Genomic DNA, 18,235 nt, shown 5'->3' on the forward strand with positions numbered 1-18,235 from the left:
GGGTCCGCCGATGTTGCCCCAGGTCGGTGGGCATACTGGGTGTGGAAATTACGCGGCACCGGCCGCGGCGCCCCTTCGATGTCCATCGCCCTGCTGCTGCTGCCCGACTTCCTGCTCATCGCACTGGGCTTCGCAGTGTGCCGCTGGACGTCGCTGGACCGCAGTGTGTGGGACGGCGCCGAGCGGCTGGTGTACTACCTGCTTTTCCCGGTGCTGCTGTTCGGCTCCATCGTGCGCAATCCCTTCACGCTCGCGACGGTGGCGCAGGTGGCGCTTGCCGGCACCGTGGTGACGGCGACCGGCGTGGCCCTGGCCTACGCCCTCGGCCGCGTGCACGGGGTCGACGGCCGGCTGCACGCCTCCGGCGCCCAGGTCGCCTTCCGCTTCAACTCGTACGTGGCGCTGGCGCTGGCCGAGCGGCTGGGCGGCGCCGCCGGGGTGGCGACGGTGGCGGTCCTGGTGGCGGTGTGCGTGCCGCTGGCCAACGTGGCGGCGGTGTGGCCGCTGGCCCGCCATGGCGGCCTGCGGCCCGGCATGGAGCTGCTGCGCAACCCGCTCATCCTGGCCACCGCCGGCGGCCTGCTGGCCAACCTGGCCGGGCTGCGCCTGGGCGGCGCGGTCGAGACGACGGTGCTGCGCATCGGCTCGGCGGCCCTGCCGCTGGGCCTGATGGCGGTGGGCGCCGGACTGCGCTTCGGCGCGCTGCGCGCGTCGCCGCGGCTGGCCGCCGCGCTGCTCGCCATCCGGCACGCGGCGCTGCCGGCGCTCGCCCTGGTCCTGGCTCAGGCCATGAGCCTGTCGGCGTTGGAGCAGGTGATGGTGGTCGCCTTCTCGGCGCTGCCCACCGCGTCCAGCTGCTACGTGCTGGCGGCGCGGCTGGGCGGCGACGGCGGCTTCGTCGCCGGGCTGGTGACGCTGTCCACGCTGCTGGGGCTGGCCAGCGTGCCGCTCGCGCTGCTGGCCTTGGCGGCCACGGGGACACCGGTGCTGCTGGCGCGCTGACCCGGCGGCGCCAGCGCCCAGGCGATGTGCTGGGCCACCAGCGCCGAGGCGGTGGGCAGGGCGGCTTCGAGCGCCGCCCGCGCCTCCGGCCAGTCGCGCTGCCCGAGCGCATTGCCCAGCGCCACGGCCAGGTTGCGCCGCCAGCGTTGATGGCCGATGCGACGGATGGCACTGCCTTCGGTGCGGCGCAGGAACTCGGCCTCGTCCCATCGCCACAGCGCCAGCAGCGTAGGGTCGGCGAAGGGGGCGCGCACGGCGAAGTCGGGCAGGGCGCTGACCTTGGCGTACTTGTTCCACGGGCACACGCGCTGGCAGTCGTCGCAGCCGTAGATGCGGTTGCCGAGTGCCGGGCGCAGCGCCTCGGGAATGGGCCCGTCGTGCTCGATGGTGAGGTAGGAGATGCAGCGCCGGGCGTCGAGCCGCCCCGGCGCGACGATGGCCTGCGTCGGGCAGGCGTCGAGGCAGGCGCTGCACTGGCCGCAGTGGGGCTCCACCGGCGCCGTGGGCGGCAGCGGCAGGTCGGTGAAGATCTCGCCGAGGAAGAACATCGAGCCGGCGTCGCGGTCCAGCGCCAGGGTGTGCTTGCCGCGCCAGCCCAGGCCCGAGCGCCCGGCCAGTTCCACCTCCAGCACCGGGGCCGAGTCGGTGAAGACGCGGTGGCCGAAGGGGCCGACCGATTCCGCCAGGCGGTCGGCCAGCCGCTGCAGGCGCTGGCGCAGCACCTTGTGGTAGTCGCGTCCCCGGGCGTAGAGACTGACCACCGCCCGGTCCGGCTGCTGCAGCCGCGCGGCCTCGCGCTCGCGCCAGTCGGCCGGCGTGTCCGGCGGCAGGTAGTCCATGCGGGCGGTGATCACCGACAGCGTGCCGGGCACCAGCTCGGCCGGCCGCGCGCGCTTCAGGCCGTGCGCCGCCATGTAGTCCATGGTCCCGTGCCAACCGTTGTGCAGCCACGCCACTAGGCCCGGTTCGGCGCTGGAGAGGTCGATGCCCGACACCCCGATCTGGGAGAATCCGAGCGCCTGTCCCCAGTGGCGCAGGTCGGCCAGGACGGCCTGCGCGGAACCCATGGCCGGCACCTCGGCGCCTGGCCCTGGGTCGTTGCCCTGCCGATGAACCACCACGCCACTCATCCCGAGATTCTAGGAAGCCGCGCCCTGCGCTGGCCCGACGAAAGGGCTTGCGCCGAGGCCGCGGCGGCGCTGGCCGCGGTGCCGTCGGTGCGACAGGCCCAGGTCAACCTGCACGGCGACCTGGGCGCCGGCAAGACCACCTTCGTGCGCCACCTGCTGCGAGCGCTCGGCGTCGGCGGCCGCATCAAGAGCCCGAGCTACGCCCTGGTCGAGACCTACGACCTGCCGGGCGGCGGCAGCGCCACCCACTGCGACTTCTACCGCTTCGGCGACCCGCGCGAATGGGAGGACGCCGGCCTGCGCGACCTCTTCGCCGCCCCGGCGCTCAAGCTGGTGGAATGGCCGGAGCAGGCCGGCGCGCTGCTGCCCACCGCCGACCTGGCGCTGCGCCTGACCGCGCTGGACGAGCAGCGCCGGACCGTCGTCGCCGACGCCCACAGCCCACGCGGCCTGGCGCTGCTGGAGGCGCTGGCGTGAAGCGCCGGCAGGCGCTGCTGGCGGGCGGCCTGGTGCTGTCGCTGGGCCGGCCGCAGCTGGCCTTCGGCGCCTCGGTGCTCGGCGTGCGGCTGTGGCCAGCCGAGGAGTACAGCCGCCTGACGCTGGAGGCGGACCAGCCGCTGGCCGCGCAGCACCAGCTGGTCGACGGACCGCCGCGGCTGGTGATCGACCTCGACGGGATCGAGCTGAACCCGACGCTGCGCGAGCTGGTCGGCAAGGTGCAGCCCGACGACCCGCACATCGCCGGCGTGCGGGTGGCGCAGTACCGGCCGCGGGTGGTGCGGCTGGTGGTCGACCTGAAGCAGGTGGTGCGGCCGCAGCAGTTCACGCTGGCGCCGGTGGCGGCCTACCAGCACCGGCTGGTGTTCGACCTCTATCCGACCGAGGCGCCCGACCCGCTGCTGGCGCTGGTGCGCGACAAGCTGCAGGCCGAGCAGCAGGCGGCCAAGGCGGTGGACGACGCGCTGGGCGAGTTCATGCGGCGCATGGAGCGTCCGCCGGTGCTGGCCGGCGAGCCCTCGTCGCCGGCGGCGTCCAGGCCGCCGCTGCAGACGCCGAAGCCGCCGGCGGCGCCGCCCGACCTGCAGCAGCGCATCGACCGGCTGATCGTGGTCGCCATCGACCCCGGCCACGGCGGCGAGGACCCGGGCGCCATCGGCCCCAGCGGCCTGCGCGAGAAGGACGTGGTGCTGCAGATCGCGCTGCAGCTGCGCGACCGCCTGAACGCCCAGCGCGGCGTGCGCGCGATGCTGACCCGCGACGGCGACTACTTCGTGCCGCTGCACGAACGGGTGCGCAAGGCGCGGCGGGTGCAGGCCGACCTCTTCATCTCGGTCCATGCCGATGCCTTCACCACGCCGCAGGCGCGCGGCGCGTCGGTGTTCGCGCTCTCCACCTCGGGCGCCAGCTCCAGCGCGGCGCGCTGGCTGGCCAACAAGGAGAACGCGGCCGACGTGGTGGGCGGCGTGAACCTCAAGGTGGCCGACAGCGAGGTGCTGCGGGCCATGCTCGACATGAGCACCACCGCGCAGATCAAGGACAGCCTGCGCCTGGGCCACGAGGTGCTGGGCCAGATCGGCCGCGTCGGCCGGCTGCACAAGCCGCGGGTGGAGCAGGCGGGCTTCGCGGTGCTGAAGGCGCCCGACATCCCCTCCATCCTGGTCGAGACCGCCTTCATCTCCAACCCGGAGGAAGAGGCCAAGCTGCGCGACGCCGACTACCAGGCCGAGCTGGTCGAGGCGCTGGCCAACGGCGTGCAGCGCTACTTCGCAAAGAACCCGCCGTTGGCGCGGCATCGGGCGCTGTAAGGGTGCCCCCGGCGTCCGGGGTACCGGCCGCCACCCCCTCGTGGGTGCTCAGCCGGCTTGGGGCGGCCCGGCGCCGGCTGAGCCCGCCCGCCACCCACGTCAGCCGCGCGCCAGCTTGAAGTTGATCATCGCCCGCAGCCGGTTCGGCGCCACCGGCTTCATCAGCAGGTGGAAGTCCTCGGCCTGCGCCTCCTGCTCGAGGTGGCTCATGACGCTGCCGGTGACCACCACCGCGGGCAGCGCCGCACCGACGGCGGCACGCAGCAGGCGGATGGCGTCGATGCCGCTGTCCTGCTGGCCCAGCCGGTAGTCGGCGATCAGCAGGTCGGGTGCGGGCGCATCGGGCGCCCGGTCGGCCAGCCAGGCGCGCAGCGCGGGCAGGCCGTCGAAGCTGTGCAGCTGCGCGCCCCAGCCCTTGAGCAGCACCTCCAGCCCGCTGCGCACCGCGAGGTCGTCCTCGACCATCACGATGCAGCGGCCGGCCAGCGTGGGGCCGCCACGCCGGGCCGGGACGGCCGCCGGCGGGTCGACGGCCGCCATGCGACCCAGCGGCACGCTGACGCCGAACACCGAGCCGCGGCCCGGTGCCGACCGCAGCGACAGCGGCGCCTCGATCAGCCGCGCCAGCCGCTGCACGATGGCCAGGCCGAGTCCCAGGCCCTTGCGCTGGTCCGCCGGCACCTCGTGCGGCTCGACCTGGAAGAACTCCTCGAAGATGCGGTCCTGGTCGGCGGCGGCAATGCCACGGCCGCTGTCCCACACCTGCAGCAGCAGGCGGTCACCGCGGGGTCGCGCGGCGACCAGCACGCCGCCGTCGTCGGTGTAGCGGATGGCGTTGGCGAGCAGGTTGCGCAGGATGCGTTCGACCAGCACCGGGTCGGCATGCGCCGCATGCCGGCCGCCGCGAAAGCGAAGCGACAGGCCCTTCTCGAAGGCGGTGGGCTCGAAGTGCAGCCGCAGGCGCCGGAACACCTCCTGCATGGCGACATGGCGCGGCGACACCTGCACCCCGCCGCTGTCGAGGCGGGTGATGTCGAGCAGCTCGGAAAACAGGCCCTCCAGCGCGTCCACCGAGTCGTTGATGCTGGCCACGAGCTGCACCACCTCCTCGTCCTGGCTTTTGCCGCGAAGCGCCTCGGCGAACAGGCCCAGCGCATGCAGAGGCTGGCGCAGGTCGTGGCTGGCCGCGGCGAAGAACTGCGTCTTCGCCCGGTTGGCCACCTCGGCCGCGCGCCGGGCGGCATCGGCCGTGGCCTTCTCCTGCTGCAGGCGCACCAGCAGGTGGTCGGTGCGCGCCTTCAGCTCGATCACGCGGTGGAAGGCGCGCTGGTAGTTGCGTCCCAGCAGCAGGGTGAGGCCGAAGATCAGCACCATCACCAGCGCCAGGCCGCGGTCGCTGGTCGACGGCTGCAGCAGCATCACGGCCACGCTGGGCAGGAAGCACAGGGAGGCGAAGGCCAGGAAGATGCGCTGCTGGCCGACCAGCAAGGGCACCGCCCCGGCGCAGTAGCTGAAGATGACCATCAGCAGCGCCGTCTTCTGCAGCGCGTCGCCCCAGCCGTAGAACCACCAGGCGGCCAGGCCCCACAGCCCGGCGGCCAGCAGGGTGAGGGTGTTCCAGGCGGCCTGCCAGCGAGGCCACGCGTCCAGCGGCGTCGGGTGGCGGCGCCGGGAGAAGGCGAACGCCAGCGCCAGCCGCGCGACCCACAGCACGCCGAAGACCGCACACCACCACCACAGCCGCTCGTCGGGCACCACCCCGCGCATGACCACCACCACCACCGCGGCGCCGAGCAGGTGGCTGGCCAGCGACACCGGCGTGTAGGTGAACAAGCTGCGCACCAGGTCGGCCCGGCCGCTGGGCGCACGCGCCGGCTCGGCCAGCAGTTCCTCGGGACTGGGGGCTGCGGCCAGGGGCAGGCCGACGCTCACTGGCGGGAGGGCGGCCAGCCGCCGCGCTGCTGCTGCAGCATCTGGCCGACGGCCAGCACGGCCTGCGTGCGGCTGCTGACGTTGAGCGCGCGCAGCACGGCGGCGACGTGGTCCTTGATCGTCTCCACCGACAGGTTGAGCTCACGGGCGATGGTCTTGTTGGGCTTGCCCTGCAGCAACCCCTGCATGACGTCCTGCTGACGGGGCGTCAGGCCGAGCCCGTTCAGCGTGGGCGGGCCGGCGGGCGGGCGCGGGTGGGGCCGCATGACGTCCGGCACGGTGTCCTGCTCGGCGGGGTCGTCGGTGCGTGTGCCACCGCCGCTGAGCACCATCGACGGCACGTAGATCCCGCCGGACATCACCGTCTGCAGGGCATCGGTCAGCGTCTCGGTGGACGAGCGCTTGGGCACGAAGCCCATGGCGCCCATGTCGATGGCGCGGATCACGTCGGCCGCGCGGTCCGAGGCCGACACCACGACCACCGGCAGCGCGGGGTGGGCGGCGCGCAGCTCGGCCAGCAGGGTGAAACCGTTGATGTCGCCCAGCTGCAGGTCCAGCAGCAGCAGGTCGAAGGCATCGTCCTCGGCCAGCACCGCCCGCGCCTCGCGGGCGCTGCCGGCGGTGACCATGGTGACGTCGTCGCCCATGGTGCGGATGAGCACCTGCAGGGCCTGCAGGATGAGCGGGTGATCGTCGACCAGCAGCACCTTCATCGTCGTTTCTCCTCGTGTCCACGCCGCCCGGGGCCGCGATGCTAGGGGGTCGAGGCAGAACCGGCCCATCCCCTGATTGGCTGAGCCCGCGCCAAGGGTACGGACCTTGCCACTTCCGCCGACGGCGCCCCACTTCCATTCTTCGACACCGTCCCATGCCCACCGACGCCAACCGCATCGACCTCGCCTCCCAACTGGACATCGATTTCTGGTGCGGTGTCTTCCACGTGGCCCCGGGTGACCTGCGCCATGCCGTGCAGCAGGTCGGGCCGCAGGCGGCGGCGGTGCGCCGCTACCTGGAGGACCACCCGCCGACGCCGGGCGGCGAAGGCCGGCCGGCCGGTGCCGGCGGCGTCCCGGGCGCCGGCGGCTGACGGCCTTCGGGCCCCGGCGGCCAGCCGGGCCGACCCACGGCGAACCCGGGGCGACGGGTGGTTGTCCTGCGTCTCGTAGTTGATGCAGGATGGGTGCCAGACAGGCACAGGGGGGTGGGATGGCCGCAGGTTGGGCCTCGGGCGGTGGCGCGTCGGCGCCGATGCCGCTGGCACCTCCGGTCGGACCGGATGGCCGGGCGTTGCGCTCGCTTCGCGGCACGCTGCTCGTGCTGGTCCTGCCGCCGCTGGTGCTGCTCACGGGGGCCGGCACCCTGGTCGCGTGGAACCACTGGTCGAGCCAGGCGGCGCAGGCCGAAGCGGGGCTGCGCCAGGGCGCGCTCACCCTCATGCGCGCGGTCGATCGCGAACTGATGCTGGACCAGGTGGCGACCGAGACGCTGGCCACCTCGCCGCTGATCGACCGCGGCGACTGGGTGGGTCTGCGGGGCATGGCGATGCAGGTGGCCCAGCGACGCGACGGCATGCTGTTCGCGCTGGTGGACGGTCAGGGCCGCAACCTCTTCAACACCGCCCAACCGGCCGATGCCGCGCCGACGGACCCCGGCCCGCAGGCCCACGAGCCGCCGGTCGACTGGCACGGGCATGCGCTGCCGAGGTCGCCTCCGCAGTCGGTGCATGAAGCGCTGGCCGCGGACCGTCCGGTGTACAGCAACCTGTACTTCGGGCTGGTCGTGCAGCGTCCCGCGCTCGCGGTGGTGGTGCCGGTGCGGCGCGCCGGTCGCCCGGCCTATGCGCTGACCTGCTCGTTCTCTCCCGAAGACCTGTCGCGACTGTTGCAGACGGACCGACCGCCCGGGGTGCTGCAGGTGTGGATGGCGGACCGTGCCGGCAACCTGATCGCCTCGACGGTGGTCGGCCTGGAGTCGGTGGGCCGGCCGATGCCGGTGGCGCTGCTGGAGCGCCTGCGCGGCCACGGCGACGGCGTGCTGCACCTGCCGGCCGGCACGCAGACGGTCGACCGCGTCGTCGCGTCGCGGGTGGCGGTGGCGGCGGTCTCGCCGCTCACCGGCTGGCTGCTGGTGATCGAGAGCGCCGCCGATGCGGCCTATGCGGACGCCCGTCGCCTGTTGGTGGGCTGGCTGCTGGCGACGGTGGCCGTGGTGGCGGCGACCGCCTGGGTGGCGGCACGCCGCGCGGCCCAGCTGTCGCGTCCCCTGCTGCGGCTTGCGCGCAGCGCCATGCAACCGCTGCAGGCGCGTCGGGTGCAGCGCCACGCGCAGCAGCGGCCGGTGGAGGTGCGCGAGATCGCCATCCTGCAGCAGGCGCTGCAGCGGGCCGACGACGGCGAGCAGCTGCGCCAGGAGGAGTCGCTGCAGCTGGTGTTGGCGCGTGAGCGTGAACGCCTGGCCCGCCGGGCGGCCGAGGATTCCCGCGAGCGCGAGACCCAGCTGCGGCTGGCCCTGGAGGCCGGCCGCATGGGCTTCTGGCGGCTCGACCTGATGCGCCGCGAGCTGACGTCGGACGCCACCCACCGTCAGCTCTGGGGCCTGCCGGGCCGCCCCGACCGGCTGCCCGCCGACGTGCTGGCGTCGCGCGTGCACCCGGACGATCGGGCCGCCTTCTTCGACGCGCAGCGTCGGGCGGCGGCCGGTGAGCACCTTCGGCTGGAGTTCCGCATCCTGCTCGACGGCGAGGTGCGCTGGCTGCATTGCGAGGCCGACGCGCCGCCGCCCGCCGTGGAAGGCGCCCCGCCGACGGCCCTGCTCGGCGTGGACCTGGACGTGACCGAGCAGCGGCTGCTGCGCGAGGCGCTGCAGGAGCGCAGCCGCGCGCTCGAACGTGCCGACCAGGAGAAGAACCGCTTCCTGGCCATGCTGGGCCACGAGCTGCGCAACCCGCTGGCGCCGATCCGCGCCAGCGCCGACCTGCTGTGCCGACTGGCCGGCGAACGCTGTGACATCGCCCGCGCGGCCGAGCGCGTGCAGCGCCAGGCCGGTCACCTGACCCGCCTGATCGACGACCTGCTGGACATCGGCCGCATCACGCAGGGAAAGATCGAACTGCGGCTGGCACCGGTGGACCTGGCCGATGTGCTGCGCGAGGCGGTGGAGGCGGTGCGGCCGCTCATCGACTCGCGCGGGCACCGCCTGGTGCTGCAGGGCCCGAGCGCGCCGCTGCACGTGCGCGGCGACGCCACCCGCCTGCTGCAGGTGGTGGCCAACCTGCTGGGCAACGCCGCCAAGTACACCGACGAGGGCGGCAAGATCCGTCTGACGCTGGCGCGCGAGGGGCCGCGGGCCGTCATCACGGTGGAGGACAACGGCTCGGGCCTGCCACGCGAGGCCCTGCCCACGTTGTTCGACCCGTTCACGCAGGTGCGGGGCACGCTGCACCGGGCCGAAGGCGGCCTGGGCATCGGCCTGGCGGTGGTGCGGCGTCTGGTGGAACTCCACGGCGGGCAGGTGGAGGCGCACAGCGAAGGGCTGGGCCGGGGCACCACGCTGAGCGTCTGGCTGCCGCGGGCCGAACCGCCTGGGGGCGGCCCTGCCACGAGCACCGAAGCGTCATCGACCGACGGCGGCACCGGGCGCCGTGTCCTGGTCGTCGACGACAACCAGGACGGGGCCGACAGCATGGCCGAACTGCTCGGCCTGGCCGGCCACCGTGCGAGGGTGGCCTACAGCGGCAGCGCGGCGCTGGCGCTGGCCGACGATTTCGAGCCCGAGGTGGCGGTGCTGGACATCGGTCTGCCGGACCTCGACGGCTGCGAGCTGGCGGTGCAGTTGCGCTCACGCCGGCCGACGCTGCGCCTGATCGCCCTGACGGGGCGCGCAGGCGACGACGAGGACCGCCGCATGCGCGAGGCGGGCTTCGACCACCGGCTGGTCAAGCCGGCGGATGCGGAACAGGTGCTTGACTTGCTGCGCGAGTCCGCGGCACGCCAAGAAAAAAGCCCGTGACCGACAGGTTCACGGGCTCTTTCACCGGACGGACGGCGCCAATGCGACGTCCGACGGGGTTCTGCCGGCAAGGGGTCACGGGTTCCCCGGTTCCGCCCAGTGCTGCGGTCGGTTGCATGCCGGCAATGACGACATTGTGATCGCCCCGCATGACTGCGGTATGACGATCAGGCCTGCGGCCGGGTGCCTGTTCAGGCCATCGCGGTCAGCGCGCCGTCGAGGGGCCGGTGGCCGCGGGCGCGGTGCTCGAGGGGGACGGCGCCGCGGGCACGATCTCGCGGTACTCCCGCAGCACGCCGCCTTCGGCCACGCTGCCGGACACCGTGCCGCGTTCGAGCCGGGCCAGACAGGCGCTGCGCTCCTCTGCCGGCACCCGCTCGCAGCGGGCCGTGCGGTTGCGTTCGGCGGCCGGGTCGGTGGCCAACTGGCCTTGCCGGGCGGCCTGTGCGGCGGCGCCCGCCTCGCGCAGGCAGGTGGCGCGGTCCTGCTGGCTTCGGCCCTCGAGGCAGGCGGCGCGTTCGGCCTGGTAGCGCTGCTGGACGTCCGACTGCGCCGCCGCGGCGCCACTGGTCAGCAGGCCGGCGGCGGCGACGCCGAATGCCAGCAGAACTCGTGTCGAAAGGGGGTGGTGTGGCATGTCGGTTCTCCTGAAGCGGTGATCATCGCGTCGCCGGCCGCCGCGACAGCAGCAGCGTCCGCCTCGTCCGCATGCCGGGCAAGCCCGACAAGGCGGTGCCTTGCACGGGCTGGCGACGCGGCGCGTCGCAGGCCTCCCCCTGAGGGGGGATTTCCCCCCTTTTGGGCGACGCGCCGCCGCCGGACGCTGTTCACCATGCGGTCCGCTGTCCCGGTGCAAGGGGCTCGGGGCGGCTGAGCAGTTGAGAGGACATCATCGTGCATTTCGATGAACGCACCGAAGGTGACTACCGGATCTACGCCGGCGCCCTGGAAGCGCCGAACGGCCATGGCTACATCGCGGCGCTGGTCATCAGCCGCATGCAGGGGCGCGAGTCCCCGCGCGAGGCCTACCGCGACACCGCGCTGGCCGGCGGCCACCGCTGGGATTCGCCGCAGGAGGCGCTGTCCTACGCGATGGAGCAGGCCCGGTCGATGATCCGCAGCCGCACCGGCCGCCTGACCTGTTGAGGACTGGCCCGGCGGCCGGCTTTCGGGCCGGCCGCGTGGTGTCCTTCGCGGTCAGGGCTCGATGGCGATGCCGGTGATGGCCTCGCCCGCGGCCACCACGCCGACGCGGGTGGCCGCGCCCGTGGTCAGGTTCAGGCGGTACAGCGTGGCCTGGGTGGCACCCGGCGCGGTGATGGTGGCGTAGGCCACGTTGCCGATGTCGCTGATGTCGAAGTTGGCGCGCTCGATCGGCCCCACGCCGAGCGATCCCACCGTGAACAACCGGCCCGAGTTGGGCGAGACGACCGGCTGCACGCCCTCGCGGCTGCCTTGCGTCACCAGCGTACCGGCCGCCGCGTCGATGGCGAAGTTCGTGGTGATCTTGTCGTTGTCCTTGTTGTAGGTGTAGGCGGCCGCCACCACGGCGGGTCGGCGGCCGGCGGCGGGGTCTGCCGCGTCGTAGGCCAGCATGCCGTCGGTCTGCACGCCCGGCTGGTCGGCGTTGCCGTCCACCACCGCACCGGTGTCCGGGTGCAATCGCAGGTTCTGCCCCTGGTTGCCGACGACCCGGATGCGGTTCACCGTGGGGTTGAAGTCGAAGCCGAACTCGGTGCCCTGCAGCGCCACGGCGAAGGGCTCGCCGACGGCCGTGGCCGCACCGCTGGTGGTGTCGACGCGGTACAGGCGGCCGCTGCTGCCGAGCGCGAACAACTGGCCGCGGGCCACGCGGAAATCGATGCCCAGCACCCGTTCCCCGGCAGCGAGGCCGGTGAGCCGCATCGTCGCCATCGGCTTCTCCGGCTGACCGCCGTTGAACTTCAGCAACCGCTGGTCTGCGGTGACGGCGAAGAGCGTCTCCTTGGCCGGCGGGCCGGAAACCATGGGCGAGGCGCAGGCGCCCAGCAGCGAGGCGGCGGCGACGACGGAGGCAAGGCGAAGCTTCATGGTCGGTACGGGAAGTGGTTGACCCACCCTTGTACGCGGTCTGCGCCGCATCGGTTGCGACCGGATGCACGAAAAAAGGCCCGGCGGAGGCCGGGCCTTTGTCGAGGGACCTTCAGCCGGTGGGCAGGCCCACCGGGGCAGTCCCGTCAGCGCGAACGCCGGCGGGACGACATCCAACCCATCACGCCAAGGCCGGCGAGCATGAGCGCATAGGTCTCGGGCTCGGGAATCGGCGTGACGTGCAGGTCGGCACTGCCGACGACGCCGGGGCCACCACCGGGGGTCAGCGACGAGCCGCTGCTGTAGATGGTGTAGGACGTGTTGAACAGCACGTCCGCGCCGCCGTACGCGTTGTTGTTGAAGAAGCCGTTCGCCACCGCGCCAGCACCGGCGGTGTTGCCGTTGGCGGTGCCGGTGAAGTCGACATCGGCCAGGCCGTTGCCGGAGCCCTGCAGCAGACCGCCGCCGTTGTTCACGTTGGTGCTCGTCAGTCCCCGACCTGCGAGGGTCAGGAACAGCGTGCCGTCACCGGCCGAGGCGGCCACGTCCTTGTTGAAGTCGGCCGAAGCGTCGGCGTAGAAGTTGATCCAGCCGCCGGAGAAGGTGACGTTGGTCGGGCTGCTGAAGGACGTGACCGTGTAGCCGCCGAACGTGAAGGTCAGCTCGCCGCTGTAGTAGGTGGACAGCGGCAGGCCGTTGATCTGGCCGACCGTGCCGTAGCCCGACAGTGTCTGGCCGACGCCGGTGACGATGTTCTCGTACACCGTGCCGGTGATCACCGACGAGCCGTCCGGCAAGGTGAAGCCGCTGATCGTGACGGCGGACGATGCGCCGGATACCGCCAGCAAGGCGGCGGCTGCTAGAAAACTTCGTGGGTACTTCATGACTGCTCCCGGGGAGGACCAAAGGGGTTTCGATCACTCGAGACGGCCAACATCGGCCGCCCGCGCCAAGGGGCAATGGGCGTTCCGGCGAAGTGGGATTTGGACCCCCCTTCATAGGGGGGTGGGGGTCTTCCCCAGGGGGCGGGCTTTTTCGAAGCCCCAAAAGAGGCGTGGGCTGACTTTCCCAAGTCAGCGATGTGACAGCCGGTGAGTCACGGCGCGCGCGCTCGGCGGCGTTTTGTAATTCCGGCTGTATTTTTTCAGCATCAGGACGCGCCGGTGCGCCCGGCGTCGCCTCGCCCAACAGCCAGTCGCGGAACGCGACGATCAGCGGCTCGTCGGCCCGGGCCTCCGGCACGATCAGAAAATAGCCGCGGTCGCTCGGTTGCGGGGCGCCGACGGCCCGCAGGCTGCCGTTGGCCAGTTCCTCCTCGACGAACAGCGTCGGCACCAAGGCCAGGCCCAGGCCCTGGCGCGCCGCCTCCACCGTCATGGTGAACAGCTCCATGCGAGGTCCGGCCAGGTCGTGCGGCGCGACCAGGCCCTGGCGGGTGAACCACTGGCGCCAGGCATAAGGGCGGGTGCTCATCTGCAGCAGCGGCAGCCGGGTCAGGTCGTCCGGCGTGGTGGCGCCCTCGCCGAGGAGGGCCGGCGAACCGACCGCGACCAGCGCCTCCGTCATCAGCGCGAAGGCCTGGGTGCCGGGCCAGCCGCCGTCGCTGGCGTGGATGGCGGCGTCCAGGCCGCTTTGCTCGAAGAGGAAGGGCCGCGTGCGGGAGGACAGGTGCACCGTGATGCCCGGGTGCGCGCGGTGGAAGCGGCCGAGCCGCGGCAGCAGCCAGCGCGCGGCGAAGGTGGGCACGACGCCGAGTTCCAGCGCGCCGCCTTGTCCGGCGTGCCCCATGAGGTCCAGCGTGTCGCGCTCCACCTCGTCCAGGCGGGCGGCGACCCGGCGGCCGTAGTGGTGGCCCGCCTCCGTGAGGGCCACGCCGTGCCGGCCGCGGCGGAACAGCTTGACGCCGAGGAAGTCCTCCAGCGCGCCGACCTGGCGGCACACCGCGCTCTGCGTGACGGACAACTCCAGCGCCGCCTTGGTGAAGCTCTCGTGCCGGGCGGCGGCCTCGAAGGCGGTGAGGGCGGTGGTGGAGGGGATCTTGCGGCGCATGCGGCTGACCGTCCAGGGCTTGTCGAGTTCTGAAAACGCACGCAGCCGTGCGAAGAAAGCGTTTGCCGGCGACCGGGCCGCCTCCTACAGTGGCCGCCGCTGTGTCCTGGGGCCATCTGCCATTGTGGGACAGCGCCTGAGGAAAGGACGTACAAATGACTTCCAAGCACAACCAGACCCGCTTCCAATGGGACGACCCGCTCGCGCTGTCCCAGCAGCTCAGCGAGGACGAACGCGCCATCCAGGAGGCCGCGCACGCCTATGCCCAGGGCCGGCTGGCGCCGCGGGTGCTGCAGGCGTTCCGCGAGGAGACCACCGACCCGGCCATCTTCCGCGAGATGGGCGAGCTGGGCCTGCTGGGCCCGACCATCGCCGAGGCCTATGGCGGCGCCGGCCTCAACTACGTGGCCTACGGCCTGATCGCCCGCGAGGTGGAGCGGGTGGATTCGGGCTACCGCTCGATGATGAGCGTGCAGTCGTCGCTGGTCATGGTGCCGATCGAGGCCTTCGGTCACGAGGCGACCAAGCAGAAGTACCTGCCCAAGCTGGCACGCGGCGAGTGGATCGGCTGCTTCGGCCTCACCGAGCCCGACCACGGCTCCGACCCGGGCAGCATGGTCACGCGCGCGAAGAAGGTGCCGGGCGGCTACAGCCTGACCGGCCAGAAGATGTGGATCTCCAACAGCCCGATCGCCGACGTGTTCGTCGTCTGGGCCAAGGACGAGGACGGCCACATCCGCGGCTTCGTGCTGGAAAAGGGCTGGAAGGGCCTGACCGCCCCGGCCATCCACGGCAAGGTGGGCCTGCGCGCCTCCATCACCGGCGAGGTGGTGATGGACAACGTCTTCTGCCCCGAGGAGAACGCCTTCCCCGAGGTGCGCGGCCTGAAGGGGCCCTTCACCTGCCTGAACAGCGCCCGCTACGGCATCGCCTGGGGCGCCATGGGCGCGGCCGAGGACTGTTATGCCCGCGCCCGCCAGTACGTGCTGGACCGCAAGCAGTTCGGCCGGCCGCTGGCGGCCAACCAGCTGGTGCAGAAGAAGCTGGCCGACATGTGCACCGACATCGCGCTCGGCCTGCAGGGCGCCCTGCAGCTGGGCCGCATGAAGGACGCCGGCACCGCCGCGGTGGAGGTGACCTCCATCCTCAAGCGCAACAACTGCGGCAAGGCGCTGGACATCGCCCGCCTGGCGCGCGACATGATGGGCGGCAACGGCATCAGCGACGAGTTCGGTGTCGCCCGCCACCTGGTCAACCTCGAGGTGGTCAACACCTACGAGGGCACGCACGACGTGCACGCGCTCATCCTCGGCCGCGCCATCACCGGCATCGCGGCGTTCTCGAACTGAGCGTGCAGATGAACGCAGGTGCCCTGTCGGGCGTCAAGGTGCTGGACCTGTCGCGGGTGCTGGCCGGCCCGTGGTGCGGCCAGCTGCTGGGCGACCTGGGCGCCGACGTGGTGAAGGTCGAACGTCCCGGCAGCGGCGACGACACCCGCGGCTGGGGCCCGCCCTGGGTGCTGGACCGCTCGGGCGAGGCCACCGACGACGCGGCCTATTTCTTCAGCGCGAACCGCAACAAGCGGTCGATCGCCATCGACATCGCCAGCGCCGAGGGCCAGGCGCTGGTGCGTCGGCTGGCCGCCGAGGCCGACGTGCTGATCGAGAACTACAAGGTCGGCGGTCTGGCGCAGTACGGGCTGGACCATGCCAGCCTGTCGGCGCTGAACCCGCGCCTGATCTACTGCTCGGTCACCGGTTTCGGCCAGACCGGCCCCTACGCCCAGCGCGCCGGCTACGACTTCCTCATCCAGGCCATGGGCGGGCTGATGAGCGTGACCGGCGAGCGAGACGACCAGCCGGGCGGCGGCCCGCAGAAGGTCGGCGTGGCGGTGGCCGACATCCTGACCGGGCTGTACGCCGCCATCGGCGTGCTGGCGGCGCTGCAGCACCGCGCGCGCACCGGGCTCGGCCAGCACATCGACCTGGGCCTGCTCGACGTGCAGGTGGCCTGCCTGGCCAACCAGGCGGCCAACGCGCTGCTGGCCGGCGTGGTGCCGCAGCGCATGGGCAATGCGCACCTGAGCATCGTGCCCTACCAGGACTTCCCGACGGCCGACGGCGACATGATCCTGGCCATCGGCAACGACGGCCAGTTCGCCCGCTTCTGCGACGTGGCCGGCCGGGCCGAGTGGGCGCACGACCCCCGCTTCGCGACCAACACCGAACGGGTGCGCCATCGCCAGACGCTGATCCCGTTGCTGCGCCAGACCACCGTGCTGCGCACCACCGCCGAATGGGTGCAGGCGCTGGAGGCGCATGCCGTGCCGTGCGGGCCGATCAACCGCATCGACCAGGTGTTCGCCGAACCGCAGGTGCTGGCCCGCGGCATGGCGGTGACGCTGCAGCACCCGCGGCTGGGCCCGCTGCAGGTGGCGGGCAGCCCGCTCAAGCTGTCCGCTTCGCCGGTGCAATACCGGCACGCGCCGCCGGACCTCGGCGTCCACGGGGACGAGGTGCTGCGCGACTGGTTGGGCCGGAACGGCTAGCCGGCGCGGCCGTGGCGGATTCTCCTTGAAGGGGTCAATTGGCGGTTCTCGGCACCGCGCGGCGATGCCCACGCACCTCGGTCGGCGCAAAACCGAAGCGCTGCCGGAAGCGCAGCGCGAATCGCGACGCCGACTCGTAGCCGGCGTCGTTCGCGATGGTCGCGACGGAGCGGTCCGTGGCCTGCAGCAGGGTCAGCGCATAGGACATGCGCACATCGACCAGCAACTCGGTCAGGCTGGTGCCTTCGGCGGCGAGGCGCCGTCGCAGCGTGGCTTCGCTCATGGCCAGGTGCCGACCCACCACGTCGGCGCTCCACGTCGTGCCGGGGGACGTGGTCAGCAAGCGCCGCAATTGCCGGCTCAGCGTGGCAGGCTCGGCGTCGACGAAGTGCGCGCCATGTTCACCCAGCCACACCAGCATTTCGGCCACACGCTGGCGCGCCACGGACAGCGGCACCCGTTCCGGCGCACTCACCGCGCTGCGTGCACGGGCGAAGGCCTCTAGGGCTTCGGAGGACAGGGGGCGCATCGGCCAGGCATCGACGACCGGCTCGCCGGTGCGCAGCACAGGCGCCGATCCCTCCAGCAGCGAAGCGTCGCAGCACAGCCACCAGGCCTCGTAGCGCCCGTCCGAACCCATGCGGTTGACGATCTCGACCTTCAGGCCAGCGGCCACCGCGATCGCTTCGCCGGCGCGCACATGCCATTCGCGGTGGCCGCAGCGCAGCGTCTTGGTGCCGTGTTCGACCAGAATGAACACCGGCTGGTCGATGGTCAGGTGGACACGGCCGACCTCGGCCGCGAGCAGGATGCGCGCCACCATGCCGACGCCCTCGCGGCGCTCGATGTTGCGTGCCTGGCTGCTCAGGGCCATGGCCGATCAGCGGCCGGCCCTGACGATGGTCGTGGCTTGTCCCAGGCTCTGGAGGTTGGACATCATGCCGACCATCGCGCCGGTCGCATTGGGCGGCAGCTGGAGCTGGTCGACCTTCAGCGCCTTCACCGTCACCACGTAATCGTGCGTCTGGCCGACCGGCGGACATGGCCCGCCGTAGCCGGGATAGCCGCCGTCGGTGTTGGTCTGCAACGCGCCGGCGGGCAGTGCCTTGGGGTCGGTTCCGGCACCTGCCGGCAGTTCGGTCGCGCGAGCCGGCACGTTGACCACCACCCAATGCCACCAGCCGGAGCCGGTCATCGCGTCCTTGTCGTACACGCTGACGACGAAGCTCCTCGTGCCGGCGGGTGGGTTCGACCAGGTGATGCGCGGCGAGACGTTGCCGCCGGTGCAGCCCATCTTGTCCAGGAACTGCGGTGCTGCGAAGCGACCACCCGGCGCGTCGGGGACCGACACGCTGAAGTCGGCCGCCTGGCCGGTGGCCGCGACGGCGAGTCCGCACAGCAGGAAGAGGGCAGGGTGGATGGATCGGTGCATTCGGCGTCCTCGGTGAATTGGTCGAGGCTTCAGTGTCGGATCGCCCGGCAGGCTCATCGATGCACGGCCGATCAACTTTGGTGCCGATCCGATCACGGGCCGAATCGGGAAATCCCCAACGCCCCGGCGCAGGATCGGCGCCTCCTCGCGCAAGAATCTGCAAGCACCTCCCAGCGGCCGCCTCTAGCATGCGCCGGCCTCAAACACGCCATCCCCCCAAGCCATGCCGCCCCTCGCCAACGTCGCCGACCCTCGTGAG

Annotated in this window: 15 protein-coding genes and 2 pseudogenes; 8 read left to right on the forward strand and 9 right to left on the reverse strand. The window is 72.3% G+C overall.

All coding sequences use genetic code 11. The features are described from left to right. Window positions 1–78: 78 nt before the first annotated feature. A pseudogene (locus tag LRS07_RS11800) lies at window positions 79–969 on the forward strand (AEC family transporter); the annotation flags it as partial. On the opposite strand, the gene queG reads toward LRS07_RS11800, so the two are convergent. Next, a complete protein-coding gene (gene queG, locus LRS07_RS11805) occupies window positions 858–2,069 on the reverse strand; it encodes a tRNA epoxyqueuosine(34) reductase QueG (RefSeq protein WP_260498234.1) in 1,212 nt (403 codons plus the stop codon). The pseudogene LRS07_RS11800 and the gene queG overlap by 112 nt on opposite strands. Window positions 2,070–2,111: 42 nt before the next feature. Here queG and tsaE point away from each other — a divergent pair, with 42 nt between their 5' ends. Further along, a complete protein-coding gene (gene tsaE / locus LRS07_RS11810; RefSeq protein ID WP_260498235.1) occupies window positions 2,112–2,609 on the forward strand; it encodes a tRNA (adenosine(37)-N6)-threonylcarbamoyltransferase complex ATPase subunit type 1 TsaE in 498 nt (165 codons plus the stop codon). Continuing rightward, a complete protein-coding gene (locus tag LRS07_RS11815; RefSeq protein ID WP_260498236.1) occupies window positions 2,606–3,937 on the forward strand; it encodes an N-acetylmuramoyl-L-alanine amidase in 1,332 nt (443 codons plus the stop codon). The genes tsaE and LRS07_RS11815 overlap by 4 nt, the downstream gene beginning before the upstream one ends. 99 nt (window positions 3,938–4,036) lie before the next feature. Here LRS07_RS11815 and LRS07_RS11820 read toward each other — a convergent pair whose 3' ends face one another. Together LRS07_RS11820 and LRS07_RS11825 are read right to left on the reverse strand one after the other, a co-directional pair. Further along, on the reverse strand, window positions 4,037–5,869 hold the full coding sequence (locus LRS07_RS11820; RefSeq protein ID WP_260498237.1) for an ATP-binding protein: 1,833 nt from the start codon (window positions 5,867–5,869) through the stop codon (window positions 4,037–4,039). After that, window positions 5,866–6,582: a response regulator gene (locus tag LRS07_RS11825; RefSeq protein WP_260498238.1), complete on the reverse strand. Its 717-nt coding sequence runs from the start codon at window positions 6,580–6,582 to the stop codon at window positions 5,866–5,868. Before LRS07_RS11825 ends, LRS07_RS11820 begins: the two co-directional genes overlap by 4 nt. A gap of 155 nt (window positions 6,583–6,737) precedes the next feature. Here LRS07_RS11825 and LRS07_RS11830 point away from each other — a divergent pair, with 155 nt between their 5' ends. Continuing rightward, window positions 6,738–6,956, forward strand: a complete 219-nt coding sequence (locus LRS07_RS11830) for a DUF3606 domain-containing protein (RefSeq protein WP_260498239.1) — start codon at window positions 6,738–6,740, stop codon at window positions 6,954–6,956. Window positions 6,957–7,156: 200 nt separating this feature from the next. Further along, complete coding sequence (locus LRS07_RS11835; RefSeq protein ID WP_260498240.1) at window positions 7,157–9,877, forward strand: hybrid sensor histidine kinase/response regulator; 2,721 nt, start codon at window positions 7,157–7,159, stop codon at window positions 9,875–9,877. A 205-nt stretch (window positions 9,878–10,082) separates the two neighbouring features. Here the strand turns inward: LRS07_RS11835 and LRS07_RS11840 are convergent, their stop codons facing one another. Continuing rightward, window positions 10,083–10,514: a hypothetical protein gene (locus LRS07_RS11840; RefSeq protein WP_260498241.1), complete on the reverse strand. Its 432-nt coding sequence runs from the start codon at window positions 10,512–10,514 to the stop codon at window positions 10,083–10,085. A 257-nt stretch (window positions 10,515–10,771) separates the two neighbouring features. Here LRS07_RS11840 and LRS07_RS11845 point away from each other — a divergent pair, with 257 nt between their 5' ends. Next, entirely contained in the window at window positions 10,772–11,023 is a 252-nt protein-coding gene (locus LRS07_RS11845) for a hypothetical protein (protein WP_260498242.1), read from the forward strand. 51 nt (window positions 11,024–11,074) lie between these two features. On the opposite strand, the gene LRS07_RS11850 is transcribed toward LRS07_RS11845, so the two are convergent. From LRS07_RS11850 to LRS07_RS11860, 3 genes and pseudogenes are all read right to left on the reverse strand, one after another. Beyond that, a complete protein-coding gene (locus tag LRS07_RS11850) occupies window positions 11,075–11,947 on the reverse strand; it encodes a DUF4394 domain-containing protein (protein ID WP_260498243.1) in 873 nt (290 codons plus the stop codon). Between the two features lie 146 nt (window positions 11,948–12,093). Beyond that, complete coding sequence (locus tag LRS07_RS11855) at window positions 12,094–12,831, reverse strand: FxDxF family PEP-CTERM protein (protein ID WP_260498244.1); 738 nt, start codon at window positions 12,829–12,831, stop codon at window positions 12,094–12,096. 355 nt (window positions 12,832–13,186) lie between these two features. Beyond that, a pseudogene (locus LRS07_RS11860) lies at window positions 13,187–13,996 on the reverse strand (LysR substrate-binding domain-containing protein); the annotation flags it as partial. 155 nt (window positions 13,997–14,151) lie between these two features. Here LRS07_RS11860 and LRS07_RS11865 point away from each other — a divergent pair. Then, a complete protein-coding gene (locus tag LRS07_RS11865) occupies window positions 14,152–15,345 on the forward strand; it encodes an acyl-CoA dehydrogenase (RefSeq protein WP_260498245.1) in 1,194 nt (397 codons plus the stop codon). 8 nt (window positions 15,346–15,353) lie between these two features. Then, window positions 15,354–16,544: a CaiB/BaiF CoA transferase family protein gene (locus LRS07_RS11870; protein WP_260498246.1), complete on the forward strand. Its 1,191-nt coding sequence runs from the start codon at window positions 15,354–15,356 to the stop codon at window positions 16,542–16,544. Window positions 16,545–16,578: 34 nt separating this feature from the next. Here LRS07_RS11870 and LRS07_RS11875 read toward each other — a convergent pair whose 3' ends face one another. Continuing rightward, the gene (locus tag LRS07_RS11875) at window positions 16,579–17,418 is read right to left on the reverse strand and encodes a helix-turn-helix transcriptional regulator (protein WP_260498247.1); all 840 of its coding nucleotides are present in this window, start codon (window positions 17,416–17,418) and stop codon (window positions 16,579–16,581) included. Window positions 17,419–17,424: 6 nt separating this feature from the next. After that, entirely contained in the window at window positions 17,425–18,129 is a 705-nt protein-coding gene (locus LRS07_RS11880; protein ID WP_260498248.1) for a YbhB/YbcL family Raf kinase inhibitor-like protein, read from the reverse strand. Window positions 18,130–18,235: the final 106 nt, after the last annotated feature.

This window comes from Aquabacterium sp. J223 (genome assembly GCF_024666615.1).
Lineage (GTDB): Bacteria > Pseudomonadota > Gammaproteobacteria > Burkholderiales > Burkholderiaceae_C > J223.